The 16,508-nt window shown below is 70.6% G+C and carries 14 protein-coding genes; 3 read left to right on the top strand and 11 right to left on the bottom strand.

Translation table 11 applies throughout. From position 1 onward, the window contains the following. Positions 1-77: 77 nt before the first annotated feature. From ACFQVC_RS37235 to ACFQVC_RS37225, 3 genes are all read right to left on the bottom strand, one after another. Complete coding sequence (locus ACFQVC_RS37235) at positions 78-1,700, bottom strand: beta-N-acetylhexosaminidase (protein ID WP_381839253.1); 1,623 nt, start codon at positions 1,698-1,700, stop codon at positions 78-80. Positions 1,701-1,841: 141 nt separating this feature from the next. Next, the gene (locus tag ACFQVC_RS37230; protein WP_381839250.1) at positions 1,842-2,138 is read right to left on the bottom strand and encodes a DUF3039 domain-containing protein; all 297 of its coding nucleotides are present in this window, start codon (positions 2,136-2,138) and stop codon (positions 1,842-1,844) included. Positions 2,139-2,227: 89 nt separating this feature from the next. After that, on the bottom strand, positions 2,228-2,788 hold the full coding sequence (locus ACFQVC_RS37225; protein WP_381839387.1) for a YqgE/AlgH family protein: 561 nt from the start codon (positions 2,786-2,788) through the stop codon (positions 2,228-2,230). Between the two features lie 263 nt (positions 2,789-3,051). Between ACFQVC_RS37225 and murA the strand changes: the two genes are divergently transcribed. Further along, on the top strand, positions 3,052-4,398 hold the full coding sequence (gene murA, locus ACFQVC_RS37220) for a UDP-N-acetylglucosamine 1-carboxyvinyltransferase (RefSeq protein WP_381839247.1): 1,347 nt from the start codon (positions 3,052-3,054) through the stop codon (positions 4,396-4,398). Between the two features lie 142 nt (positions 4,399-4,540). On the opposite strand, the gene ACFQVC_RS37215 is transcribed toward murA, so the two are convergent. Genes ACFQVC_RS37215 through ACFQVC_RS37195 form a run of 5 tightly spaced genes read right to left on the bottom strand, consistent with a single transcriptional unit; the run spans position 4,541 to position 9,498 of the window. Continuing rightward, the gene (locus tag ACFQVC_RS37215; RefSeq protein WP_381839244.1) at positions 4,541-5,521 is read right to left on the bottom strand and encodes an endonuclease/exonuclease/phosphatase family protein; all 981 of its coding nucleotides are present in this window, start codon (positions 5,519-5,521) and stop codon (positions 4,541-4,543) included. Positions 5,522-5,529: 8 nt separating this feature from the next. Beyond that, entirely contained in the window at positions 5,530-6,594 is a 1,065-nt protein-coding gene (locus ACFQVC_RS37210; protein WP_381839241.1) for an ABC transporter ATP-binding protein, read from the bottom strand. After that, complete coding sequence (locus ACFQVC_RS37205) at positions 6,591-7,430, bottom strand: ABC transporter permease (protein ID WP_381839238.1); 840 nt, start codon at positions 7,428-7,430, stop codon at positions 6,591-6,593. The genes ACFQVC_RS37210 and ACFQVC_RS37205 overlap by 4 nt, the downstream gene beginning before the upstream one ends. Then, positions 7,418-8,341 carry an ABC transporter permease gene (locus tag ACFQVC_RS37200; RefSeq protein ID WP_381839235.1) on the bottom strand — a complete coding sequence of 308 codons (924 nt, stop codon included), beginning with the start codon at positions 8,339-8,341 and terminating at the stop codon, positions 7,418-7,420. The genes ACFQVC_RS37205 and ACFQVC_RS37200 overlap by 13 nt, the downstream gene beginning before the upstream one ends. A gap of 2 nt (positions 8,342-8,343) precedes the next feature. After that, complete coding sequence (locus ACFQVC_RS37195) at positions 8,344-9,498, bottom strand: extracellular solute-binding protein (RefSeq protein ID WP_381839232.1); 1,155 nt, start codon at positions 9,496-9,498, stop codon at positions 8,344-8,346. A 285-nt stretch (positions 9,499-9,783) separates the two neighbouring features. Between ACFQVC_RS37195 and ACFQVC_RS37190 the strand changes: the two genes are divergently transcribed. Both ACFQVC_RS37190 and ACFQVC_RS37185 read left to right on the top strand, forming a co-directional pair. After that, positions 9,784-10,536: a GntR family transcriptional regulator gene (locus ACFQVC_RS37190; protein WP_381839229.1), complete on the top strand. Its 753-nt coding sequence runs from the start codon at positions 9,784-9,786 to the stop codon at positions 10,534-10,536. 125 nt (positions 10,537-10,661) lie between these two features. Then, positions 10,662-11,309: an HAD family hydrolase gene (locus ACFQVC_RS37185; RefSeq protein WP_381839226.1), complete on the top strand. Its 648-nt coding sequence runs from the start codon at positions 10,662-10,664 to the stop codon at positions 11,307-11,309. Between the two features lie 126 nt (positions 11,310-11,435). On the opposite strand, the gene ACFQVC_RS37180 is transcribed toward ACFQVC_RS37185, so the two are convergent. The 3 genes from ACFQVC_RS37180 to ACFQVC_RS37170 form a co-directional block, all read right to left on the bottom strand. Continuing rightward, on the bottom strand, positions 11,436-11,717 hold the full coding sequence (locus ACFQVC_RS37180) for an HU family DNA-binding protein (protein WP_016645140.1): 282 nt from the start codon (positions 11,715-11,717) through the stop codon (positions 11,436-11,438). 431 nt (positions 11,718-12,148) lie between these two features. Further along, the gene (locus ACFQVC_RS37175) at positions 12,149-13,582 is read right to left on the bottom strand and encodes an NAD-dependent malic enzyme (protein WP_381839222.1); all 1,434 of its coding nucleotides are present in this window, start codon (positions 13,580-13,582) and stop codon (positions 12,149-12,151) included. Positions 13,583-14,091: 509 nt separating this feature from the next. Further along, the gene (locus tag ACFQVC_RS37170; protein ID WP_381839219.1) at positions 14,092-16,491 is read right to left on the bottom strand and encodes a HelD family protein; all 2,400 of its coding nucleotides are present in this window, start codon (positions 16,489-16,491) and stop codon (positions 14,092-14,094) included. Between the last annotated feature and the right edge of the window lie 17 nt (positions 16,492-16,508).

The following is a 16,508-nucleotide window of genomic DNA, read 5'->3' as shown; positions in this document are numbered from 1 at the left end:
CCCTTGTGGCAGTTCTTCCTGGCGGCCACCCACAGTCCCAGGGCCGCACCCCCGGGACCGCTGACTTGCGGGTCGCCTCACACGTTTGGGGGCGACCCCTCGATCGGGCGTCCGAGCACCCCCGGACGCCGCTGCCAGGGCAACGGCCCGCCGGGCGGCCGGTAATCGACGCCGAGGGCGTCAAGTCGCGCGTAGTGGGCGGTCATTCGGGCCTCGAAGGCGGCGAAATCCCGCTCGGCGGCCGGCGGCAGGGCGCTCCAGGCGACCTCGGCGAAGGCCACGAGCCGCGGGAAGGCCTGATAGTCGACGCGCCCCTGGTTCTCCATCACCTCGGTCCACACATTGGCCTGGGTGCCGAGCACATGGCGGGCCTCGTCGGCGGTGAGCTGCGGCGGTACGGGCTCGAAGCGGTAGACGTCCTCAAGGGTGCGGACGTATCCGATGGGCACCGGCTCGTCGGCCCCGCCGTCCTGCCGGTGATCCAAGTACACCTGCTGTTCGGGGCACATGACGACGTCGTGCCCCGCCTTGGCGGCGGCGATGCCGCCCGCGTAGCCGCGCCAGGAGGAGACGGCCGCGCCGGGCGCGAGGCCGCCCTCCAGGATCTCGTCCCAGCCGATCAGGCGCCGACCGCGCCCGGCGAGCCAGCTGTCGAAGTGCCGGATGAACCAGGACTGCAGCTCGTCCTCGCCGTGCAGGCCGAGCTCCGCGATCCGGGCCTGGGCCGCGGGCGACTGCTTCCACTGGTCCTTGGGACACTCGTCGCCGCCGATGTGCACGAAGGCCGAGGGGAAGAGTTCGAGGACTTCCTCCAGGACACCTTCGTAGAAGCGCAGGACGGTGTCGGTCGGGGCGAGCACATTCGGGTTGACGCCCCAGGTGTCCCAGACGGAGAGGGCGGCGGTGTCGACGACATCGGTGTTGCCGAGCTCCGGGTACGCGGCGATGGCGGCCTGCGAGTGCCCGGGGACGTCGATTTCGGGGACGACGGTGATGTGCCGCTCGGCGGCGTACGCGACGATCTCGCGGATGTCGTCCTGTGTGTAGTAGCCGCCGTGCGGCTTGTCCTCCCACAGGGGCGAGGCGCGGTGCCCGTACTTGGTGCGCGAACGCCAGGAGGCCTGCTCGGTCAGCTTCGGGTGGCGTTTGATCTCGATGCGCCAGCCCTGGTCGTCGGTGAGATGGAAGTGGAAGACGTTCAGCTTGTGCGCGGCCAGGAGGTCGAGATAGCGCAGGACGCCGTCCTTGGGCATGAAGTGCCGCGACACGTCGAGCATCATCCCGCGCCAGCCGAAGCGGGGGGCGTCTTCGATGACGGTGCCGGGCACCGTCCACACCTGGTCCGCGCGCAGCGGTGCCCTGCGGAAGGCGTCGGGCCCGAGGAACTGGCGCAGGGTCTGGGCGGCCCAGAACACTCCGGCGGCGTCAGCGCCGGTGACGGTGATGCCGTCGGCGCCGACGGAGAGCCGGTAGCCCTCGGCGCCGGTCACTTCCTGCGGCGCGATACGCAGCCGCAGCGCGGGTCCTTCGGTGCCGGGCGCCAGGGCGAGACCGGTGGCCGCGCCGAGCGTGGCCCGCAGCCAGCGGGCGGTGCGCTCGGTGCCGGGGCCCGCGTCCAGGACCGTCGCCTCGTCCAGGACGAAGGAGTCGGGGGTGCTCCGCCGGGTGACGGGAGCCGGGATCACATCCGCAGGTGTCATGTGATCGAGCCTGCCACGCCGCAGCGCCGTACAGATATGCCGCACACATGCCCGCGCCGGGACCGCACCGCCGTACGCGTACGGCTCCGGCGCACGCCGAAGCGCACACCGAAGCCGTGGCCAACGTCCGGAAAAGCGGGGCTACTTCTTGCCGCCGCCCTTGCCGCCGTCCTTGTCCTTGTCGCCGCCCGCGCCCATGGACTCGTAGATCTCCTTGCACATGGGGCAGACCGGGTACTTCTTCGGGTCGCGGCCCGGCACCCAGACCTTCCCGCAGAGCGCGACGACCGGCGTGCCCTCCAGGGCGCTCGCCATGATCTTGTCCTTCTGGACATAGTGGGCGTAGCGCTCGTGATCGCCGTCCCCGTGCGACGTCTGCGGCGTCGGCTCAACGAGGGTCCCCGTACCTGTCCCGCGCTCGGGCTCAAGAGTGCTCATGAATTCAAGGGTACTGAAGCCCCGCCACATCGGCGGCAGAGCGTCAACCGAGTCCACGGGAGCAGCCAGTTCGCGGCCGCCCGTGACGGTCAGTTCAGGGATGGATCGTCCGGATACGTCGCCACCATCGCCAGTTCGCTGCGCTGGCGTCGCAGGACCGCGCGCCACAGCCGCTCCGGCACCGGCGACGACACATCACCGGGCTCGGACTCGACGACATACCAGGCACCCTCGGCGAGCTCGTCCTCCAGCTGCCCCGGGCCCCAGCCCGCGTACCCCGCGAAGATCCGCAGTGAGCCGAGGGCGGCGGCGATGAGTTCGGGCGGGGTCTCCAGGTCGACGAGCCCGATCGCGCCGTGCACCCGGCGCCAGCCGAGAGGGCCCTCCTCACCGGGGATCACCCCGACCCCGAGGGCGGAGTCGAGCGAGACGGGACCGCCCTGGAACACCACACCGGGCTCACCGGCGAGTGAGGCCCAGTCCTCCAGGATGTCGCCCACGTCCACCGGCGTGGGACGGTTGAGGACCACGCCGAGTGAGCCCTCGTCGTCATGGTCGAGGAGCAGCACCACGGCACGGTCGAAGTTCGGGTCCGCCAGGGCGGGTGTGGCGACTAGCAGCCGCCCTGTGAGCGAGGACACCTCGGTCATGGCAGACATGATCCCGCATCTTCGCCCTCGGTGGGGAGGCAACGGCCTTACGTGAGCCATCCCAGCTCAGGGCGCACGGAGGCGGAACCCGCGCACATGTACAGAACCTCCGATTCCGGTGACCGTATGCGCTGGATAAGGCACGGTTCGTGTTGTAGCGGAGTCATGACGTCCTTGACCGCCCTTGGCCTTACGGGAAGGGGGTAGGAGCCCATTACCCTTGCTCTTCGGCCCCCTGCCCACCTCATCGGAACGCGAGATACATGACCGTCAACGGCAATGACGACGTCCTGCTTGTCCACGGCGGAACCCCGCTGGAGGGCGAGATCCGTGTCCGCGGCGCGAAGAACCTGGTTCCCAAGGCCATGGTCGCCGCGCTGCTCGGCAGCGGTCCGAGCCGGCTGCGCAATGTCCCCGACATTCGCGACGTCCGGGTCGTACGCGGTCTGCTGCAGCTGCATGGCGTGACCGTCCACCCGGGAGACGAGCCCGGTGAACTCGTCCTCGATCCCTCGCACGTCGAATCGGCCAATGTCGCCGACATCGACGCGCACGCGGGCTCGTCCCGTATTCCGATCCTGCTCTGCGGCCCGCTTCTGCACCGCATCGGCCACGCGTTCATCCCGGGCCTCGGCGGCTGTGACATCGGCGGCCGCCCGGTCGACTTCCACTTCGAGGTGCTCCGGCAGTTCGGCGCGACGATCGAGAAGCGCGCGGACGGCCAGTACCTGGAGGCCCCGCAGCGGCTGCGCGGCACGAAGATCCGGCTGCCCTACCCCTCGGTGGGCGCCACGGAGCAGGTGCTCCTGACGGCCGTACTGGCCGAAGGCGTCACGGAGTTGTCGAACGCCGCGGTCGAGCCGGAGATCGAGGACCTCATCTGCGTACTGCAGAAGATGGGCGCGATCATCGCGATGGACACCGACCGGACCATCCGGGTCACCGGTGTCGACAAGCTCGGCGGCTACAACCACCAGGCGCTCTCGGACCGTCTGGAGGCCGCCTCCTGGGCGTCCGCCGCGCTCGCCACCGAGGGCAACATCTATGTGCGCGGCGCCCAGCAGCGCACGATGATGACCTTCCTCAACACCTACCGCAAGGTCGGCGGCGCCTTCGAGATCGACGACGAGGGCATCCGCTTCTGGCACCCCGGCGGCCAGCTCAAGTCGATAGCCCTCGAGACCGACGTGCACCCCGGCTTCCAGACGGACTGGCAGCAGCCGCTCGTCGTGGCTCTCACGCAGGCCACCGGCCTGTCCATCGTCCACGAGACGGTGTACGAGTCGCGCCTCGGCTTCACGTCCGCCCTGAACCAGATGGGCGCGCACATCCAGCTCTACCGCGAGTGCCTCGGCGGCTCCGACTGCCGCTTCGGCCAGCGGAACTTCCTTCACTCCGCGGTGGTTTCGGGCCCGACGAAGCTGCAGGGCGCGGATCTGGTCATCCCCGACCTGCGCGGCGGCTTCTCCTACCTGATCGCGGCCCTCGCCGCCCAGGGCACGTCCCGCGTCCACGGCATCGACCTGATCAACCGCGGCTACGAGAACTTCATGGAGAAGCTGATGGAGCTCGGCGCGAAGGTGGAGCTGCCCGGAGGCGCGCTGGTGTAGTACGTCGCGGTTCCTGAAGTCTCAAACGCCGGACGGGCTGACATTCAGCCCGTCCGGCGTTTGAGGACCGCCCGAAGGGGCGCGGGGAACTGCGCGACCAGCCACGACGCACCCGCAGGTGACCGGACTGCCCGCGGAGCGCCTAGCCGACGGCGAACGTCGTCAGCACGGCCGCATGATCCGTGGGCCACGCATTGTCCGCGTGATCCGGATACGGCTTCGGCGAACCCTCGACGATCACCGACGAGTCCCGCACGGACAACTTGCTCCCGGCGTAGTTGATGAAGTCGATCCGGTCCTGCGGCTCGACCTCCCCGGTGGAACCGTCATGCTTCGGATACACCGGCGACCACGTGGTGGCCGGATCCGACGCCGGATCCGGGTGCGCCTCCCGGTAGGAGTCCTTCAGACCGGCGTCCGCGACGATCTTCGTCGCGGGCCAGTCCACCTTCCCGTACCCGCAGTGCTTGTTCGCGTCCGTCCAGTCCAGATGCGAGGGCGAGTTGAAGTCGCCGACGACGAGCACCGGCGTCTCGTCCGCGTTCGCGATCTTGTCCTTGAGCTTGGCGGCCAGCTCCGTGGCCTGCCCCGTACGCCCGGACTCCGCCTCACGCTTCATGATCTCGTCGACCGGCATCTGGTCGAAGCAGGCGTCGTAGGGCCCGTACGGCGTGTAGCCGAGGTGGGCCGTCCACAGCTCGACCTCCTGGCCGCTCGACTCGTCGATCCGGATCCGGACCCCGGCGCCCGCGCCACCGCTGATCGTCTCCGCCTTGGAGGTGATCGGGAAGCGGCTGATGATGCCGAGGCTGCCGTTGGACTGCCAGTGGTCCCAGCCGAGCTTCGCCGCGAGGTCCTTGGCGGAGTGGCCGGAGGTCTCCTGGAAGCCGACCACGTCCGGCTGGTGCTTCTCGATGACGGCGAGCTGCTTGGTGAGCCCGTCGTTGACCTGCGCGCCCCCGTGCCACAAGTTCATGGACAGGACGCGCAGTTCGCCCGCGGCCTTGGGCGCGGGCGCCGGTGCAGGCCGGTCCGCGGGTCCCGCGAGGGCGGTCGCGGTGGTGGCCGCGGCGGCGACGGCGGTCGCCGCCAGGGCCAGGGTGATACGCCGTGTGACAGTCACGAGGTGGGTCACTCCTTGTGGACGGTGCGCTCGGCGATGAGCGCGGGATTGTCGTGCGGGGTGATCGCGCAGCGTGCTCCCGGCGTCAGCCCGGCCGCCTCCCAGCTGGGCAGGTCGGCCTTGAGGGCGACTCCGGAGTCCGTGGTCAGGTGCAGCCGGGTGGTGGCACCGAGGAAGGTGGCGACCCGTACGGTCGCGGGCTCGCCCTTCGCCTCGTCGGCGGCGACGGCGAACCCTTCCGGCCGCAGCAGTACGTCGACCTCGTCACCGGCGGCGAAAGCGGCGTCGCCGTGCACGGGCAGCCGGCGCCCGAACAGCTCGACGGTGCCCCCGTCCCGTACGACACCGGGCAGCCGGTTCATCGTGCCGACGAACTCGGCGACGAAGGGTGTGGCCGGACGGTCGTACAACTCGCTGGGCGCGGCGCACTGTTCGAGCCGGCCGTCCTTCATGACGGCGACGCGGTCCGCCATGGACAGCGCCTCTTCCTGGTCGTGCGTGACGAAGACCGTGGTGATGCCGAGCTCCAGCTGGATCCGGCGGATCTCCTCGCGCAGGGTGAGCCGCACCTTGGCGTCGAGGGCCGAGAGGGGCTCGTCGAGCAGCAGCACGCGGGGCTTGATGGCCAGGGCACGGGCGAGGGCGACCCGCTGCTGCTGGCCGCCGGAGAGCTGGTGCGGGTAGTGGCCGTCGCGCCCCGGGAGCCCGACCAGGTCCAGCAACTCCTTGGCCCGCTCGGCCCGTTCGGCGCCGGAGACACCCCGTACCCGAAGGCCGTACGCGACGTTCTCGGCGGCCGTCATGTTCGGGAAGAGGCTGTACGACTGGAAGACCATGCCGATGTCACGGCGGTTGGCGGGGGTGCCGGTGATGTCCTGGCCGTCCATGAGCAGTTCGCCGCTGTCGGCGGTCTCGAAGCCCGCGATGATGCGCAGGGCGGTGGTCTTGCCGCAGCCCGACGGGCCGAGCAGGGCGACCAGTTCGCCGGGGGCGATGTCCAGGTCGAGGCCGTCGAGGGCCACGGTGCCGCCGAACTCCCGGCGCAGTTGCTTGAGTTGCACGGGGACGGTCATGACGAGGAATTCCTTTGCTTACTTGACTGCTGCTTACTGGACCGCTTACGGGAGCGCCCGCCGGCGAGCGCGGTGAGGAGGAGCAGCAGCCCCCAGGTGAAGAGCAGGCTGAGCATCGCGGCGGCGACGGACAGCTGGGCCTCGCTGTCGCCGACGTTCACCATCCACACGGCGAACGGCTCGAAGCCGAGCACGGACGCGACCGAGTACTCACCGAGCACCATGGCGAGGCTGAGCACCGCGCCGCCCATCACGGCCTGGCGCAGATTGGGCACGATCACCTGCCACAGCGTCTGCACCCGGGAGGCGCCCAGGCTGCGCGAGGCCTCCACGAGGGTGCGCAGATCGACGCCGCGCAGGCCCGCGTCGAGCGAGCGGTACAGGAACGGCAGCGACATCACCGTGTAGACGATGACGAGGATCAGCGGGAAGTCCCGGTCGATGAGCGCCTGGAACGTGCCGTACAGCGGGGTCGCGGCCAGGTCCTGCTGCCAGGACAGCACGGTGGCGACACCCGCGACCAGGGCGATCGGCGGCACCACGAGCGGCATCATGCACAGGATCTCGACGGTCCGGCGGAGGCGGGGCATCCGCAGGGCGACGGCGACCATGGTGGGGACCATCAGGAGCAGTCCGAGCACGACCGTGGCGAGGCCGACGGTGACCGAGCGCAGCAGGCTGGCGGTCAGGCCTTCGGAGCCGAGGCCCTTGCTGTAGACGTCGAAGCTGATGCCGCCGGCGCCGTCGATCGTGAACCACAGGGAGGCCGCGACGGGCACGAGGAAGTAGAGGGCGGCGACTCCGAGTACGGGGCCGCGCGACGTCATCCGAGCCATCGGGCACTCCTGCGCTGCAGCGGTATCTGTACGGCCATCACGAGCAGCGCGATCAGGACCATGTTGAGGCTCATGGCGAGCGCCAGATTCTCCTGCCCGGCGAGGACGTTGCCGTTCAGGGCGTTGGCGATCTGGATGGTGATCAGCTGCACGGAGCCGCCGACGAGAACGGCCGCGGTGGCGTGCGAGGCGAAGGCCGTGCCGAACATCAGGACCGCGCCGCCGAGCAGTGAGGGCGTGAGCACCGGGATGCCGACATGCCGCCAGAACTGCCCGCGGGTCGCACCGCAGGAGGCGGCGGCCTCACGCCACTGGCTGCGCAGGCCGTCGAAGGCGGGCAGCACCGTGACGACCATCAGCGGGATCATGAAGTAGAGGTACGCGAGCACGAGCCCGGTGAAGGTGTAGACGCTGAACCCGGTGGACTCCAGGGAGAGCATCTTGGTGAGCGTGCCCGTGGTGCCGAGGGTCGCGATGAACGCGAACGCCAGCGGCGCACCGGAGAAGTTGGCGAACACCCCGCAGGCCGCGACGACGGCCTTGCGCAGCGCGGGCCGCCGCGAAGCGACCAGGGCCTGGGCGATCACCGCGCCGACGAGGGTCGCCAACAGGGCGGTGACCAGGGAGAGTTCGACGCTCCCCACGAGCCCTTCGGCATAGACACCGGACAGGGCCCCTGTGACGTTCTCGGTGGTGAAACGGGTCGCGCCGGTCGTCGGGTCGGTCGCCGTGAACGCGCCGTACGCCATGGTTCCCGCGGGCAGGCCGAAGCCGACCGCGAGGAACGCGAAGAACGGCACGACGGCGAGCCAGCGGGCCCGGCCCCGGCGCGCGGGGCGCCGGGTGGCGGGCGCCGCCGCGCGCGTCGTCGGCGGCGCTTCGGCCACCGCTTCCACTGCTTGCTCCGCCATGGTCAGCCGACCGCCTTGCCCCAGCCCTGCACGACCTTCTCCTTGGCCTTGGCCTCCTGCTCGGGCGTGGCCGACTTGGGAGTGCCGGAGACCTCGGGGAGCTTGGCGGCGGCGGCCTTGTCGGCGGTGCCGGCCTTCTCCATCCGGTCGAAGAGGGCGGGGCGCGAGTAGCCCTTGAGCCAGATGTTCTGGCCCTCCTCGCTGTAGACGAACTCCAGCCAGAGGCGGGCGGCGGCCGGGTGCGGCGCGTACTTGTTGACGCCCTGGTTGTAGTAGAGCGAGTACTGGCCGTCCTTCGGGACGGTCACCTTCCAGTCGACGCCCTGGGGCTTGAGCTTGTCGCCGTAGCCGAGGTTGAGGTAGTCCCAGTCGATGGAGATCGGGGTCTCGCCCTTCTGGATGGTGGCGAGCGTCGACTCGGCGGGCACGTAATTGCCCTTGCTCTTCAGCTCCTTGAAGAAGTCCAGGCCCGGCTGTACGTCACCGAGCGAGCCGCCGTTGGCGAGCGAGGCGGCGAAGACCGCGGACAGCGCGGAGCTGGACTCGGTGGGGTTGCCGTTGAGGGCGACCTTGTTCTTGTACTCGGGCTTGAGCAGGTCCTTGAAGGTCTCCGGGCACTTCTTGACGGCCTTGGCGTCACAGCCGATCGAGATGTAGCCGCCGTAGTTGTCCATGAAGGACCCGTCGGGCTGCTTCTGCGCGCCCGGCACCTCGTCCCAGCCCTCGACCTTGTACGGCGCGAGCAGCTGCTTGGCCTTGGCGTCCTGCATATAGGCGGTGCCGAGGTCCAGGGCGTCGACGGCGCGTGGCTGGCCCTTGCGCTTGGCCGCGGCGTTGAGCGCCTGCTGGCTGCTGCCGCCCGGGTTCTCGTTGTTGACCTTGATGCCGTACTTCTTCTCGAAGGCCTTGATCATCTCGCCGTAGTTCGCCCAGTCGGGCGCGAGGGCGTAGACATTCAGCTCGCCCTCCTTCTTGGCGGCGGCGACGAGCTTGTCCAGACCGCCGAGGTCGGCCGCGGAGGCCGCCTTGCCCGCCTTGCTGTTCTGGGCGTCGGCGGTGGGCGCGGAGCCGCAGCCGGTGGCCACGGCGGCGGTGGCGAGTGCGCAGACCGCGGCGGTCAGAGCGCGCCTCGAACCACGGGAACGGGATGCCTTCACGATGGGTACTCCTGGATGTTCGGCATGCCACCTGTCTGGACAAGCCACCGTCAGTAAGCCGGATGAAGATAACCGGCAAGTGACCGGCAGGTAAAGCTCGCGGAGAAGAAAAAGTGCAGGTCAAAAGCGTTATGAAGAGAGACGTTTACCTTCCGCAGAAGTGGTGAGACGAAGGGTTCCGCTCAACCACTGTGCGCACATCTGCGCACACCGTGGGGTGCGCGGACCGGGCTCCTGATGACATGATCGAGCCCTCTCACCAGCACGGCTCCACAAGGAGAGCAAGTGACCCGACGGCATGAGCACATCGCCGACGAGCTGCGCCGCGCCATCGCCGACGGCCGCTATCCGGTGGGCGCGGCCCTGCCATCGGAATCCGAACTGGCCGCCGCGCACGGTGTCTCCCGCGGCACCCTGCGCCAGGCCTTCGGCACGCTGCAGGCGGAGGGCCTGATCGGCTCGCGCCAGGGCGCCCGGCGCGTGGTGCTCGCGGCCACCCCCAGCCAGAGCTTCACGGAGCTGCGCAGCTTCGCCCAGTGGGCCAGGGCGGGCGGGCGCGCCCCCGGCGGCCGGGTCCTCACCTCACGCCGCGCGCCGGCCACCGACGCCGAGGCCGCGCAGCTCCAACTCGCCCCCGGTGACGAGGTGTTGCACATCCTGCGGATCCGCACCCTGGACGCCGAGCCGGTCCTTCTCGAACGCACGGTCTACGCGGGCTGGACCGCCGACGCCGTCGAACGCCTCCCGGACGACTGCGAGTCGGTCACCCAGAGCCTCTACGACGCCGTGGGCCTGGTCATGTCCAACGGCGAGCACCACCTGGACGCGGTCGCCGCGGGCACCACGGACGCAAGGGAACTGGCGGTACGCCGCGGCTCCCCGCTCCTGCGCGTACGCCGCACCACGACGACCGCCGAGGGCCGCCCGGTGGAGACCTCCGACGACCGCTACCGCCCGGGCTCCGTCGTCTTCACCGTCCGCAACTCGGTCCAGGCCAACCCCCTGGCCCGCAACACCCCCACACGCGCAGCCCTTTGAGCCGTCGCGGGCGCGGGCTGACCGAACCCCCGCCCCGCCACCACCCCGCCGCCCCCGCCAACACCCCCGTCCCCTCGAAGAGCCCCCCTCTCTTCGTGAAGCCCCGTCACTTGAGGAACTCCGCGATGCCATCCGCGCCGCTCACACTCGCCCGCCCCGCCGCCCTGCTCTGTGACATGGACGGCACTCTCGTCGACACGGAGCACGCGTGGCTCGACGCGGTCGCGGACTTCCTGCGCGCCCAGGGCTCCCCGGCGGACGCCGAGACCCTGGCACCGTTCGCGGGTGCGGCCGTGGGCGACGCGGCCGAGCACCTCGTACGCAGCGGCCTGACGGCCCTGACGGCCGCTGAGAGCGCCGAACTCCTCGACCGGGAGTTCACCGCCCGGGTGGCGGCGGGCGTGACCGTACAGCCCGGCGCCCTGCGCCTCCTGGACCGGGCCCGCGAGCTCGGCATCCCCACGGCGCTCGTGACGGCCTCCGAGCGCCATGTGGCGGAGCTCGTCCTGAAGACCCTGGGCCGGCACCGCTTCGACACCTCGGTCACCTCGGGCGAGTCGGACCGCGGCAAGCCCCACCCCGACCCCTATCTGGCGGCCGCCGCGGCGCTTGACGTGGCGCCGGCCGACTGCCTCGCGGTGGAGGACACCCCCACGGGCGCGGCCGCGGCCCTCGCGGCCGGCTGCCGGCTGCTCGCGGTGCCCTCGGTGCCGGGCATCGAGCCGGGCCCCCGCACCACGGTGGTCGGCTCCCTGGAGGAGATCGCTCTGTAGCCGGGCCCCGGCCCGGCCTCGGCCCCGTACGACACCCTCGTACGACACCGCACGGCCCCGTACTACGACGAAGGAGGGCGGCACCCGGGAAGTCCCGGGTGCCGCCCTCCTTGCTGACGTCGAGGCTTACTTGCCCTTCGCCGCTTCCTTCAGCTTCGAACCGGCCGAAACCTTCACGCTGTAACCGGCCGGGATGTTGATCGGCTCGCCGGTCTGCGGGTTGCGGGCGGTGCGAGCGGCACGGTGGGTGCGCTCGAAGGTCAGGAAGCCGGGGATGGTGACCTTCTCGTCGCCCTTGGCAACGATCTCGCCGACGGTCTCGGCGAACGCGGCCAGCACGGCGTCGGCGTCCTTGCGGGTCACCTCGGCGCGGTCGGCCAGCGCGGCCACCAGCTCACTGCGGTTCATGTTTGTACTCCCGTGTTCTTCTTGCCGTTGAGGCGTGCCACGCGGCGGAGGCCGCATGTTCAGCACAGCGAAGCCGATGCTGCCAGGGTCCTTCGAGGGTCCCCGGACCCGGGTCCGTCGTCAGACCCTCCCGCCTAGAAACGCATCCTGCCCCTACGAACGGCGGGAAAGCCAATCCGGCACCCTTGGGAGTCACACGAAAAGCGCCACTTCGCCGAAATGGTGACGAATAACGTGACGCTCCGTGCGTCTCCCGGCAGCGGACCGCAGGGATTTCAGGGCGTGCCGACGGCAACCCTAGGGGGCAGGGGCGCGCCAGACGCGCCGCGACGCGCCGTCAGCCGGGGCGTGGTACCGGTCACATCCGGCCACGGCACCCGCTCGCATCAGGACGCGGCAGCGGTCGCTCCGGAGCGCGCCGTCCGGTCACCTCAGGCCGAGGTGGTGGCCGTCACCGCAACTCCCGCCGCCTTCGCGGCGTTGCGCACCGCTCCGGCGACCGCGCCCGCGACCTTGTCGTTGAAGACGCTGGGGATGATGTAGTTCGGGTTGAGCTCGTCCTCGGTGACGACATCCGCGAGGGCGCTCGCGGCGGCCAGCATCATCTCCGTGTTGACCGTGCGCGACTGGGCGTCGAGCAGACCGCGGAAGACACCGGGGAACACCAGGACGTTGTTGATCTGGTTCGGGAAGTCGGACCGCCCGGTGGCCACAACTCCGGCCGTCTCACGGGCGATTGACGGGTCGACCTCGGGGTCCGGGTTCGCGAGCGCGAACACGATCGCGTCGTCCGCCATGGCCGCGACATCCTCGCCGCCGAGCACATTCGGGGCCGAGACACCGATGAAGACGTCGGCGCCGACGACCGCCTCCTTGAGCGTGCCGGTGACGCCTTCGGGGTTGGTGTTGTCCGCGATCCAGCGCAGCGGCGAGTCGGCCGCGGCATCCTTCAGGTCGTCGCGCTCGGCGTGCACGACACCGTGGATGTCGGCCACGACGGCGTGCTTGACGCCGGCCGCGAGCAGCAGCTTGAGGATCGCCGTACCGGCCGCGCCGGCGCCGGACATGACCACACGGACATCGCCGATGGACTTGCCGACCACACGAAGTGCGTTGGTCAGAGCGGCGAGTACGACGATGGCGGTGCCGTGCTGGTCGTCGTGGAAGACCGGGATGTCGAGGGCCTCACGAAGGCGGGCCTCGATCTCGAAGCAGCGCGGCGCGGAGATGTCCTCGAGGTTGATGCCCGCGAAGCCGGGGGCGATCGCCTTCACGATCTCCACGATCGCGTCGGTGTCCTGGGTGTCCAGGCAGATCGGCCAGGCGTCGATGCCGGCGAAACGCTTGAAGAGGGCCGCCTTGCCCTCCATCACGGGCAGCGCGGCCTTCGGGCCGATGTTCCCGAGGCCGAGCACCGCGGAGCCGTCCGTCACAACCGCAACGGAATTGCGCTTGATGGTGAGACGGCGGGCGTCCTCGGGGTTCTCGGCGATCGCCATGCACACGCGGGCCACGCCCGGGGTGTAGACCATGGACAGGTCGTCACGGTTGCGGATGGGGTGCTTGGACGCCATCTCGATCTTGCCGCCGAGGTGCATCAGGAACGTACGGTCGGAGACCTTGCCGAGCGTGACGCCCTCGATGCCGCGCAGCTCCTCGACGATCTCGTCGGCGTGCGCGGTGGAGGCCGCGGCGATGGTGACGTCGATACGGAGCTTCTCGTGGCCCGACGCGGTGACGTCGAGGCCGGTGACCGAGCCTCCGGAGGACTCCACGGCCGTGGTGAGCTGCGATACCGCGGTACCACTCGCAGGCACCTCGAGTCTGACCGTCATCGAGTAGGAGACGCTGGGCGCCGTTGCCATGCCGACTTCCTCTTTCACCTGTATGTCGCGTGCGTCATCCGATCGTCGCACCTACCGCTGGGTACGTGGTAGCCGCCCCGGATTGAGAACGTTTTGTTCTCAACCTTTTCGGAAAACGTCTTCCACCATACGAGAAGTGATCGTCCGCCGGAAGAGCTGCCCGGCAGCCCCGGAGAACTCTGTAGGGAACGACAAGAGGCCCGCGCCACTGTGGGTGACGCGGGCCTCTCGCAGCGTTCTGCTGAAGTTCAGTGACACCGACCCGCCATGCTCGCCTCGCGGCAAGTGGTCGCTCGTAGCGACGATGGTTGGGCCCGGGGGCTTGGATCGGGCCGGTGCCATGTCCAAGGTAACAAACGATCCCCGTAAGGCAATTCCCGTCCCGGGGGTCGCTTTTTCGCGGCGCGGCGACGGGCCCTGCGGACGCCCCCCACCGCGCCGGATCCGCCCCGCCGCCACACCGGATCCGCCCCGCCGCCACACCGGATCCGCCCGGCCGCCGCGCCGGATCAGTCGCGCAGAAGGTCCGGGACGCCGTCGGCGTTCGGTACGTCCGCCGTGCCCGAGACCACCGTCAGCTGCTGGGTGGCCCGGGTCAGGGCGACGTACAGGACGCGCAGGCCCGCGGGCGACTCGTCGGCGATCTCCGCCGGGGAGACCACCACCGTCGCGTCGTACTCCAGGCCCTTCGCCTCCAGGCTGCCGAGGGCCACCACGCGCTCACCCAGATCCGCGAGCCAGCGGGCGGCCTCCTCGCGGCGCCGCATCGCGACCACCACGCCGACCGTGCCGTCGACCCGGTCCAGGAGCGCCGCGGCCTCGGCCCGCACCGTCCGGCCGAGGCCGGCGTCGGAGACGACCGCGAAGCGCGGCTGTACGCCCGTGGAGCGGACCGCCTTCGGGGACTCGGTGCCGGGCATCGCGAGGGCCAGGACCTTGGCGGCGAGGTCCGCGATCTCGGACGGATTGCGGTAGTTGACGGTCAGCTCGAAGCGGCGGCGCGGGCGGGTGCCGAGGGCCTCGTCGCGTGCGGCCGCGGCCTCGTCCGGGTCCGACCAGGAGGACTGCGCCGGGTCGCCGACCACGGTCCAGGTGGCGTGCCGGCCGCGGCGGCCGACCATGCGCCACTGCATGGGGGTCAGGTCCTGTGCCTCGTCGACGATGACATGCGCGTACTCCACGCGCTCCTGGGCCAGACGCTCGGCGCGCTCGCGCTGGGTCTCCTCGCGTACCGGCATCAGCTCGTCCAGACCGGTCAACTGGTCCAGCGGGTCGAGTTCACGCTTCTTCTTGGGGCGGGCCGGGGTGCCGAGGATGGTCTGCAGCTCGTCCAGGAGCGCGATGTCGTGCACGGAGTAGCCCTCGCGGCGCAGGGAGCGGGCCACCTTGCGCACCTCGCCGGGGTTGAGGACCCGGCGTGCGAAGCGGCCGAGGCGCTTCTCGTCGGACATCGCGGCGAGCACACCGCGCGGCGTGAGCTCGGGCCACCAGGCGTCGAGGAACGCGATGAAGTCGTCCTCGCTGGTGACGTCCTCGTCGAAGGAGGAGCGCAGTTCCGCGGCCAGCTCCGGGTCGTTGTGCCGGGACGCCGCGCCGGAGCGGGCCCACAGGGCGTCGAGGAGGAGCTTGCGGGCGCGCGGGCGCAGAAGGTTGACGGGCGCGGTGCCGCCGAGTGCCGCGCGGCGGATCCGGCCGAGCTCCTCGGCCTCCAGCTCCAGGCGGCGTCCGAAGGCCACCACCCGCAGCCGGGTGGGCGGACCCGCGGGCTCCGTCGGCGGGCCCGCGGGCTCCTGCGGGTCCTCGCCGAACGCGAGTTGACCGCCGCCCGGACCACCGGAGCCACCGGAGCCACCGGCACGCCCCGCACCACGCGCACCACCCGCCGCGTCGCCCTGACGCGGCGGCCCCTCAAGGACGCCCCGAGCCGCCTTGCGCAGCACCTTGAGCATCCGCGAGGAACCTTTGACGCGGGACACCGCCGGCTCGTCGTACACCGTGGCCTCGGCGCCGTCGACCAGGGCGCCGACCGCGCGGATCGCCACCTGGCCCTCCTCGCCGAGCGAGGGCAGCACGCCCTCGGTGTAGGCGACCAGGAGCGGTGTCGGGGAGACGATCAGGATGCCGCCCGCGTACCGGCGGCGGTCCTGGTAGAGCAGATAGGCCGCGCGGTGCAGGGCGACAGCCGTCTTGCCCGTGCCGGGGCCGCCCTCGACATAGGTCACCGAGGCGGCGGGGGCCCGGATGACCAGGTCCTGTTCGGCCTGGATCGAGGCCACGATGTCCCGCATCGAGTGGCTGCGGGCCTGCCCGAGCGCGGCCATCAGGGCGCCGTCACCGAGGGCCGGGAGCTCTTCGCCGTTCAGGTACGCGGTCAGCTCGGGGCGCATCAGGTCGTCCTCGACGCCGAGGACCTTGCGGCCCTTGGAGCGGATGACGCGACGGCGTACGACCCGGCCCGGGTCGACCGGCGTGGAGCGGTAGAAGGGGGCGGCGGCCGGGGCCCGCCAGTCGATGACCAGCGGGGAGTAGTCGGCGTCGAGGACTCCGATCCGGCCGATGTGCAGGGTCTCGGCGATATCGGCGGTGTTGTCCTCGCGCACCGCGTCGTCGGCCGGCTCCACCGAGGTGTAGGCGCCGTCGGCACCCTTCTTGCCGTCCTTGCCGAGCAGCAGGTCGATCCGGCCGAAGAGGAAGTCCTCGAACTCGCTGTTGAGGCGGTTGAGGTGGATGCCCGCGCGGAAGACCTGCGCGTCCCGCTCGGCGAGCGCGCCCGGCGTGCCGACCTGGCCGCGGGTGGCGGCGTCCCGCATCAGGAACTCGGCCTCGTGGATCTTCTCTTCGAGGCGTCGGTAGACCTGGTCGAGGTGGTCCTGCTCGACACTGATCTCACGGTCGCGTACGTCGGCCACCGAGTTCCCCTTCTGCT

The organism is Streptomyces monticola (assembly GCF_042665355.1).
In the GTDB taxonomy this organism is placed as follows: domain Bacteria; phylum Actinomycetota; class Actinomycetes; order Streptomycetales; family Streptomycetaceae; genus Streptomyces; species Streptomyces monticola.
The sequence above is the reverse complement of the archived record's forward strand: the minus strand, read 5'-3'. Positions and strand labels throughout refer to the sequence as shown.